The 9,101-nt window shown below is 67.8% G+C and carries 6 protein-coding genes; all 6 read right to left on the reverse strand.

The genetic code is table 11. The features are described from left to right. The coding region (locus tag ACIPIA_RS05715; RefSeq protein WP_400507524.1) for a serine/threonine-protein kinase at window positions 1-1,029 on the reverse strand (1,029 nt) is incomplete at its 3' end. Beyond that, complete coding sequence (locus ACIPIA_RS05720; protein WP_400507525.1) at window positions 1,026-1,823, reverse strand: PP2C family protein-serine/threonine phosphatase; 798 nt, start codon at window positions 1,821-1,823, stop codon at window positions 1,026-1,028. The genes ACIPIA_RS05715 and ACIPIA_RS05720, both read right to left, overlap by 4 nt. A 9-nt stretch (window positions 1,824-1,832) precedes the next feature. Continuing rightward, entirely contained in the window at window positions 1,833-2,540 is a 708-nt protein-coding gene (gene tagF, locus ACIPIA_RS05725) for a type VI secretion system-associated protein TagF (RefSeq protein WP_400507527.1), read from the reverse strand. Window positions 2,541-2,544: 4 nt separating this feature from the next. Next, window positions 2,545-6,168, reverse strand: coding sequence for a type VI secretion system membrane subunit TssM (gene tssM, locus ACIPIA_RS05730; RefSeq protein ID WP_400507529.1), 3,624 nt, complete (start codon window positions 6,166-6,168; stop codon window positions 2,545-2,547). A gap of 10 nt (window positions 6,169-6,178) precedes the next feature. Further along, window positions 6,179-7,621, reverse strand: coding sequence for a type VI secretion system protein TssL, long form (gene tssL, locus ACIPIA_RS05735; protein ID WP_400507531.1), 1,443 nt, complete (start codon window positions 7,619-7,621; stop codon window positions 6,179-6,181). Then, a complete protein-coding gene (gene tssK / locus ACIPIA_RS05740; RefSeq protein WP_400507534.1) occupies window positions 7,618-8,955 on the reverse strand; it encodes a type VI secretion system baseplate subunit TssK in 1,338 nt (445 codons plus the stop codon). The genes tssL and tssK overlap by 4 nt, the downstream gene beginning before the upstream one ends. Between the last annotated feature and the right edge of the window lie 146 nt (window positions 8,956-9,101).

Consider the following 9,101-nt stretch of genomic DNA (forward strand, 5'->3'; position numbering starts at 1 on the left):
GCCGTCGAGCGCAGCCCGCGGCGTCAGTCCGCTTCCGCCCGGCCGCAGCATGTTCCAGCCATAGACCCCGCCGGCACCGAGCAGGGCAAGGGCAGCGACGCCCGCTACCACCGGCAGCGGAGAGCGACGTTGAGCTTCCGCGGGCCGTTTTCCGGCGGCCGGTTTCCTGCCGGCCGCGGCGGGCTGCCAGGCGGCGACCTCGGCCATGTCGGCGGGGCGGTCGTTCGGGTCAGGCGCCAGCATGCGCGCGAGCAGGGGGCGCAGGCGGGCGTCGACGGCGGAGAGATCGGGCAGGCGGCGGCGCTTGTCGAGGATCTGGACCTGGCTTCCACCCATGTCGATAGGGCGGCCGGTCACCGCCTCCGCCAGCACCAGGGCGAAAGAATACATGTCGGAGCGCCCGGTGACCTCACCGCCATACAGGCCGAGCTGCTCCGGCGAGACATAGTTGTACTTTCCTGCGAAGCCGGAGCCGATCACCGTGCCTTCGCCGAGAAGGCTGGAACGGGCGATGCCGAAGTCGATGATCTTCGCGCGGGAGGGGTCGCCGCCGGGCAGGATGATGTTGTCGGGCGAGATGTCGCGATGGACGATGCCGAGCCGATGGGCGGCGTGCAGGCCGGGGCCGACGCGCTGGCGCAGGATATTGGCCTCCTCGGACGAGAGCGGCTGCTGCCTGATGCGCTCCGAAAGCGGCTGGCCGTCGACGAATTCCATCGCCAGGTAGGGCGTCTCGGTCGCCGGGTCGATCGCGAAGACGTAGTAGCGGACGATCGCCTCGTTGTAGAGATTGTGCAGGGCCGCCGCCTCGCGCCGGAACAGCGCGATCACCGCTTCGTCGAGCGCCATGTCCGGGCGGATCATCTTGATCGCCACCGCGTCCCCGGTCTGGATGGCGCGGCCCTTGTAGACCTCGCCCATGCCGCCGACGGCGATCAGGCTCTCGATCTCGTAGATGCCGTTCAGCCTGGAGCCGATGCGGGCATTGGGGCGCGGCGCGAATACGGTGCGCTCGGGGTCGTCGCTCATGGCCTGGTGCTCCCTCGTGAGGGCCGGTTCGGCAACCAGCGCGTGCGCTCGGGCGCGCCCTGCCGATAGCGCACCACGATGATGGTGACGTTGTCGCGCGCGCCGCGCTCCAGCGTTAGCGCCAGCAGGGCGTCGCAGGCCGCCTGCGCGCCGCCGGCGTCGACAGCCTGGAGGATCTCGGCGTCGGCGACGTGCTCGGTGAGCCCGTCCGAGCAGAGCAGGAAAGCGTCGCCGTCAGCGATCGCACCGTTTTCGAGGTCGAGCTCGGGCGTCTCGTGGACGCCGATGGCGTGCGTGATGATGTGCCGCCGTGGCGAGCGCCTGGCCTCCTCGGGCGTCAACAGTCCGCGATCGACCATGTCCTGGACCTCCGTGTGGTCGCGCGAGACCTGGGCGATCCGGCCGTTGCGGACGAGGTAGATGCGGCTGTCGCCCGACCAGACGCAGGCGAAATGGCGCTCGTGCACGAGCAGGCAGACGAGTGTGGCGCCCATCGGAGCGCCGCCACGCAGGCGGATCTGCTCGTTCAGCTCGGCATTGGCCTTGAGGACGCTGCCTTCGAGCATCGCCAGCAATTCCGGCGCCGAATGAGCCGCGCCGACCGCCTCCAGCGCTGTGACCACCGTCGCGCTGGCGAGAGCGCCGTTTTCGTGCCCGCCCATGCCGTCCGCCACCGCCCAGAGGCCGAATTCGGGGCGCAGGATGTAATTGTCCTCGTTCGCCTTGCGCACCTTGCCGGTATGGCTGACGCAGCCGGTTTCGAAATCCGCGTTCTGGCGCGTGCGGTCATTCATGGCCGGGCCTCACGACACGTCGCGTTCCGGCTCGAGGAAAGCGTCGAACCGGCCGGTCAGCAACCCGGAAAAAAGATGAGGCTCGGGGAGTCCGTAGCCGACCAGCGTCAACGGTTCGAAGTTCGGCCCACCCACCGTCCAGAGATAGCATGCATTGCCATAGGCGCGGGCGTGATCCTCGACGCGCAACGCCGCCAACCGCTCCGGAAAGCCCGGGCCGGCCGCCGCACTGACGATCGTGCCGTCCGGCAGCCGCGCCATGTCTTGCGGCGGCGCCGCAAGGTGTTGATCGAGCGGGACGGGCAGGGCGGCAAGGCGCTGTGAGACGGTTTCGTAATTCGCCTCCGGCTCGAGCGCGTGGAGCAGGAAATCCTCGATGGCCGCGAACCATCGCTCCTGCGGGTCAAGCTCGGGCGGCGGGATCGCGGCACCCGGCCCCGCTGCGGCGAAGACGGTCAGCGGGAAATAGCGGCCGATGCCATCGACCGAGGGCATGAAGGCGCCGGCCACGCTCTGGCCGCCATGGGCACCGCCCAACCAGAACCGCCAGATCGGCGCGTTGAGATAGGCCTCCTGCCAGCGCTGGCCCAGCGCAAGGCGGCTCGCGGTCAGGCCGCCCTGCAGCCACTTCTCGTAGACCGAGAGGAAGCCCGAGGGCGCGTTCAGCGCGATGAAGTCGCGTTTGGCCGGGAGCTTGCCGAAGAGGCCGCAGGGCACGGGATCATATCCCCGCAGGACAGCGGATTTCCCGCAGAGCCGGCAGGATCAGCGGGTTCTTGAGCGAGCCGACGCCGAAGGAGTAGCCGACCTGGCGGCCGCCGGCATTGAGGGTGAAGCCGACATTGTCGCCCTGCTTCAGCGCCGAGCCGGCATCAAGCAGGCGGAAGAACGACCAGGTTCCATCCTTCTCGAAGAGCCTGGCCTCCCCTTGCGGCGCTTGCGAGCCCGAGGAGAAGAAGCCGCCGCCGAACATGCCGCCGGAATTACTGCCGCCGCCGAGCGTCAGCGTCACGGCAGTCCTGCCGACGCCGCCGCCCGGCCACATCACCGGGACGGGCGTGTTCACGCCCTGCTGGCTCGTCACCGTGAAGCCGTTGATCTCCAGCTTCGCGCTGGAGGCATCGGCCGAGAGCGCGGTCGGCGTCACGACCATCTGGAAGGAGGGCAGGTTGCCGCCGGTCGGGAAGAAGGCCTCCCTGATCTCGCTGGCGCGCTGGAATTCACGCAGCGTCGTCGGCGAAAGTGCGCGGGCGACGCGGCTGTCGACGCGCCAGCTCCATTGCGGCTTGGACGTGTCGACGAACGGCTCCAGCCGCTCCTTGTAGAACTTGTCCATGATCTGGGCGGGCGCGAAGAGGCGGGCGAAATCGGCGAGCGGCACGTCGCGCGCGCTCGCCTTCGTGAAGGGGTAGCGGTTGGTGACGATCTCGTTGCAGACGCCGGTGACCTGTTCGGCCAGAGCCTGCCGCAGCAGGGCGACGGTAGCGCCTGTCGCATCGCCCTCGAAGTCGTTGACCGCCTGCATGATCATGCCGTCGAAGGGGGCGGGATAGCGCGAGGAATTGGCGCGCAAGGTTGCGATCAGCGGCACCAGCGCAGCATTCGCGGCGGCCGACTGCGCGGGATTCGTGGCGGCCGTGGCGAGGTTCTGATTGATCTCGGAGAAGGTCTGCAGGAGCTGGTCCACGGGCCTGCGGCCGAGATCGCCGTCGACCAGGACATGGAAGGGCTTGAACTGACTTTCGATATCGGCGCCGAGCGAGACGTCGTTCCCGCCGGCGAGCACGCGGTCGACGCCGGCGGATGCCATCGGCAGGTTGCTGCCGAGACGGCCGAGCGCCTGGCTGGCGCGCTCGTCCAGGGTCTGTGCCGCCTGCTTGGCTGCCGCCTGCGCGACGGCCTTCCTGGCGTTGGGGCGTTCCCTGGTGAGCTGCGTCTCGTCGCGCAGGGATTCGAGGATCTGCTTGAAGGGCGAGGTCGCGGCGGAGATGGCACTGAGCGCGACATAGCGCGGCTTGTCGGCGTTGAGAGGGCGCAGCTTCAGGCGCCGCAGCGTCTTCTGCCAGGTCGCGGCATAATCGCGGCTGTAGAGCTTCATCAGATCCTGGAACAGCGTGGCGTACTGGGCGGTGATCGCCTTCTGGTCGGCATTCTCGCCGAGCACCCAGCGTTCCTTCTCGATGCGTTCGCCGATATCGCCGAGCCGGCCGATGAACGCGTTCTGGAAACCGTCATAGGTGTAGAAATACGGCACGCGGAGCTGATCGAGGTCCTCTCCCCCAACGCCTTCGAACACCAGGCGCACGTCGGAGCCTCCCCGCTGCGAGGCAACCCAGTCCTTCTGGCTCTCGCTGCGGGCCTGCGTCCTCAGGAGCTCATAGGCGCGCTCGGCGATGCTGAGGCGGCGCAGGGTGCGCTGGCTCTGCTCGATCAGCGACTGGTTGAGCTTGACCATGGGCTCGGCGTCGCCCTCGTCGAGGTCGAGCATGGCGGTGAGATGCTCCTCCAGCGCCTCGCGGCCCTTGGCGTTGGCGGGGCCGGGAAACAGGTTCTCGGCCCAGTCGAGCCGCATCCAGGAGGTGACGAGATCGCGGTCCATCTTCGCCTGGCCGCCGACCATCATGTAGACCTTGAGCGCCTCGTAGACGAAGCCGGGGTTGTTGGCGTTCTGCTCGAGCTGTTCTTCCAGTCGGAAGATGATCCGCGGCCGCAGCATCCGCTCCAGCGCCTGCTGGTAGCTGATCTCGCTGGCGTTCTGCAGGCGCTCGCGCTGGCTGAGCCCGAAGGTGGCGAGCACGGGCGTCGGTTCGTCCTGGCTGGCATAGCCGGCAGGCATGTTCCGGAGCTTGTGCAGCAGCGGCAGGACGCGGCTGAAATTGCGGTCGGAGACGGTGGTCTCCTGCAGCACGGGCGCAGCCGCACTGCGATAGTCTGCGAGGCCGTAATTCGTGGTGTTGATGAGGTCGCTGTTGCGCGAGAAGCTCGTCCACCACAATCCGAGCGCGGCGAGCGAGACCAGCGCGACCGCGGCGAAGCCGGCGAGCCGCAACGCGGTGGTGCGGCGCGCGGCGCCGAGATCGGTCGAGACCCAGCCGGCTTCGCCGATCACGACCTTCTGGACCAGCTCGGTCAGGAAATAGCTCTTGCCCTTGCCGGAGAACGTCGCTGCGCCCGCATGGTCGGAACCGAAACTGCGTGACAGCGCGCCGATGAGTTGGTCGATCGGCGTGCCTTCCTGTGTGCCCGAGGTGAAGTAGAAGCCACGCAGGGTGGCGTTGGCGTGGTAGCGCGTCGGTTCGAAGACGCGGGTCAGGAAGTCGACGATCGTGCGTTTCAGCGTCGCCATCTGGCTTGGGAAGCCGAAGATCTGGGCACGCGCGGTGGGGTTGGGCTCATCCTGAAGGCGGTCGGGAAGGCGTTCCGTCAGGCGCTCGATCAGCGCGTCGTATTCCGGCGGCACGTCGCCGATCATGTTGCGGGTCTTGTCGGCGGTCTGGAAGGTGTGGCCCCAGACCATGCGACGCTGCTGCTCCGTCAACGTCCCGAAGAACTCGTTGAAGCCGGCAATCAGGTCGGCCTTGGTGAAGACTGCATAGACCGGGAAGTCGACCCTCAGGCGCTCGTGCAATTCGAGCAGGCGGGCGCGGACGGCGTCGGCATGCGCCGCGATCTCGTCGGGAGAGGAGGTCAGCAGATCCTCGACGCTGATCGCCACGAGCACGCCGTTGATCGGCTGCCGCGGGCGGTTGGCCTTGAGCAGATCGAGGAAGGCGAGCCAGCTCGCCTTCTCGGCCTTTGTGTCTGTGTCCTGCGTGGTGTAGCGCCCGGCCGTGTCGATCAGCACGGCATCCTCGGCGAACCACCAGTCGCAATAGCGTGTGCCGCCGGTGCCGGCGACCGCGGCCGGGGCGGTGCCGCGGGCCAACGGAAACTTGAGGCCGGAATTGACCAGGGCGGTGGTCTTGCCGGCGCCGGGCGGGCCGATGATGACGTACCAGGGCAGATCGTAGAGATAATCGCCGCCATTCTTGCCGCGCGCGCTCCTTAGGGTCGCGAGCGCATCCTTCATGGCGCTGGAAATGGCGGCGTCGTCGCCGGTGGTTTCCTCCTTCTCCAGCGCCGAGGCGAGTGCGGCGGCGGCCTTTCGGCGGCGGATGGCGACCAGCGCCACCCAGGCCAGAGCCCCGATAAGCAGCAGCGCAACGACGGGCAGGCGCACCCAGTCGTATTCGAAGGGCCTGAACTCGCCGAGCGCGAGGAAAGGGCCGCCGAACCAGATCAGCGCAGCGAGGGCGAGCGCTCCGATCAGGATCGCCGCAATCCGGAGCCAGGTCGCGAGTTTCATGCCTGCCTCCCTAGCTTTGGCGCTGGATCAGGATTTCGACGCGTCGGTTCTGGGCGCGCCCGTCTGGCGTCGTGTTCGGCGCGATCGGCGTATCCGCTCCCTTGCCTTCGAAGGTGATGCGATCCGCCTTGCTGAGCCGGGCCCGCAGCATGTCTCCCACGGCTTTGGCGCGGGCTTGCGAGAGCTCGACATTCGAGGGAAAGCGGGCGGTGCGGATCGGCACATTGTCGGTGTGCCCGACGACCTTGATCGCGCCGCCTTCCTGCTCGAGCACGGCCGAGATGCGTTCGATCAATGGCTGGAACTCGCTGCGAACGGCCGCCTGTCCCGGCTCGAACAGGGTGATGCCGGTCAGGCGCACGACGATGACATTCGGCGTGACCAGGCAGACGATCGGCGGCTGCACGGCGGCGCAGACCCTGGGCGCCTGCGGCGGGGGAGGAGGCGGGGGCGGCGGCGCCGAGAAGACCCTGCGCATGATCCCGATCTCGCCCTTGGGATGAACCGAGAGAAGTGCGGTTGAAGCGGCCTCGGCATTCCCCGCCAGCAGCGCGCGGAAAACGAAGTAGATTCCGAGCAGCGCCACCGCCGCGATGGCGGCCACCGACCAGACCGGAATCCGGAAACCCGCAACGGTTGCCGCGATCGCCTGGCCGCGCCAGCGTGGGGACAGCTCGGGGTCGGGTTGCTTCACCCGGCGCAGCGTCTCGAAGAGATTGCGCTGGATCATCTGCAGGTTGTTGGCGCCGCCGGCCGAGGTGCGGTGGATGCCCTGGAAACCCAGGGCCAGGCAGGCGTGCATCAGTTCCAGCAGGCCGTAGGTGACCGACGGATCGGCCTTGGCCTTGTCGAGCTCCTCGAAGAACCGGACGCCGCCGGTGCGTTCGCCGAAGAAGCGCGAGAGCATGCTGTACTGCGTCCAGACATGGCGGTCGTCGCCGGGAATGTTCTGGACGATGTCGTCGGCCGTTGCCGCGAGGACATATTTCGCCGTGCGTGCCGTATCGGCCGGAACGCCCGCATTGCGGACATCATGCTCGAAGGCCTCGATGGAGTCGCCAACCTGGCCGAGGAGCTGCGCGAAAGGCGCATTGGACAGGTTTGCGCGCATCCGCCCGAGCAACAGGAGAAGCGGGCCGGCGGCGCGCAGCAACGGGTTGGCGTTCGGCGTGAGCAGTTGCTCCCGGCGCGGCAGGGCTTGCCCACCGCCCGGAGGCGGCGGCGCCTGCGGGCGCTGCGGTACGGGCGCCGGGCTCGACATCCACTCGTCGCCGGTGCCGGGCACACCCGGTGACGGGGCTTGTGAGGGGGCATGGGGCTGCGGTGCGGACGGCAGGGGCTGCGGTGCCACGGGCGGCTGGGGCAGCGGCGCGCGGCGCCCGCCGGGGTTCGGCCGGATGATGGTTCGCTCGGAACGGCCGAACGGATCGGACGGCGAACCCGGATCGCTCATCGTCTGCCCTCCAGAACGGCCCAGAGCTCGAGTTCGAGATCGGGCCAGTCACCGGAAAAATGCATGCCGATCGAACTCGCCGTGCTGAATTCGGGCCAGAGTGGCGAGGTGCGGTCGAGGTAGAAGTATACATGATCCGTGAGCGCACGGATCTGTGGCGGCGGCGTCGGCAGGTGGACGAGATTGATGCCCGGCAGGTGGGCATGGACAATCTCGTTCATCTTGGTGTTGGGGCCGACCTTGAAGAGCTGGGGAAACTGCGCCTGGATTTCGGTGAGCGGGCGCCGCGCCGCGACTTCCAGGACAAGCGTGGCGTTGCGGACCAGGCTGCGGTCGCGGATCGTGGACATGAAGGCATTGGTCGCCCGTTCGACGATCTCTAGCCGGATGGCGCGGCGGCCGAGATTGGCCGAGAGGAAGTCCTGGATATCCCGGATGACGGGCGCGAAGCAGTTCTCCAGGTCGTCGTGATCATAGGCCGGGTAGTCGCGCGCGCGGCGCTCGGCCGTGGTGAAGGTGGCGAGTTCGCCGGCGAGCGCAAGGAAGCTGGCGAACAGCCGCTCCGGATGCACGAAGCGCGAACGGCGCAGGTGCCGCAGCACCGGGATGTTGCGGTTGAGAAGCTGCAGCACGAAGTAGTCCGCGCTCTGCAGGCCGCCGCCGGCGGTGGGATCGGCGGCGTAGCGGGCGAGCTCCTCCAGCTTGTTGTCGATCCACCCGATGACACGATCGAGCCAGCCCTCGATCACCGGATAGGCCGAGCAGACCAGCACCGGCGGGGCGAACTTCTCGTCGAACAGGATGGCGCGGTCGCGCACCTCCACGATACGGCCGAGCGCGAGGCCGACATAGCCGGCTTTCGCCGTCTTGCGCAGCTCCAGCGTCAGGCGCGGATGGGCGACGTCGATCTCCTCCTCGGTGCGCAGCGAGGCGGTGGAGTCGATCAGCATCTCCGAGGCGGGGAGATAGCGGCTGGCGGAGCCGTTCAGAGCGTCCTCGATCTCGCGCGTGTTGGCGGCGGCAAGCGGCAAGGACAGCCAGACAATCTGCCCGGCCGCGTTCTCCGGCACCTCGATGGCGGCGGGCAGGGGGCTGTTGTCCGGCAGGGCAAAAGGGGTGCCGTCCGGCATGATGCCGGCGGCGCGGCGCAGCCCGATGCGGCTCTGCTGGGCAAGATCGCGGTCGATCTCCAGAGCGGAAAAGCCCCAGGGATAGGGTGTGACGTTCCTGACGCGGCTTTCCAGCAAGTTTTCGAGGTAGCGATCGTTCTGCTGGAAGTGATGCGGCCTGAGGAAAAGCCCTTCTGACCAGACGACCTTGCTGTACCACGACATCCGGGTCTCGCTCACTCGAAGGCAGGCCTGGCGAGCTTATACTGGTCATAACCCAGCGTCACCAAACGAATGCTAGCGTCGTATACCGTTCGTTCCGTCATTGACTCGAAGGATGCAGCAGGTGGAGTTTCGGGGCAGTCCTCGAC

The sequence above is a fragment of the Allobosea sp. CER48 genome, from assembly GCF_044752385.1.
In the GTDB taxonomy this organism is placed as follows: domain Bacteria; phylum Pseudomonadota; class Alphaproteobacteria; order Rhizobiales; family Beijerinckiaceae; genus Allobosea.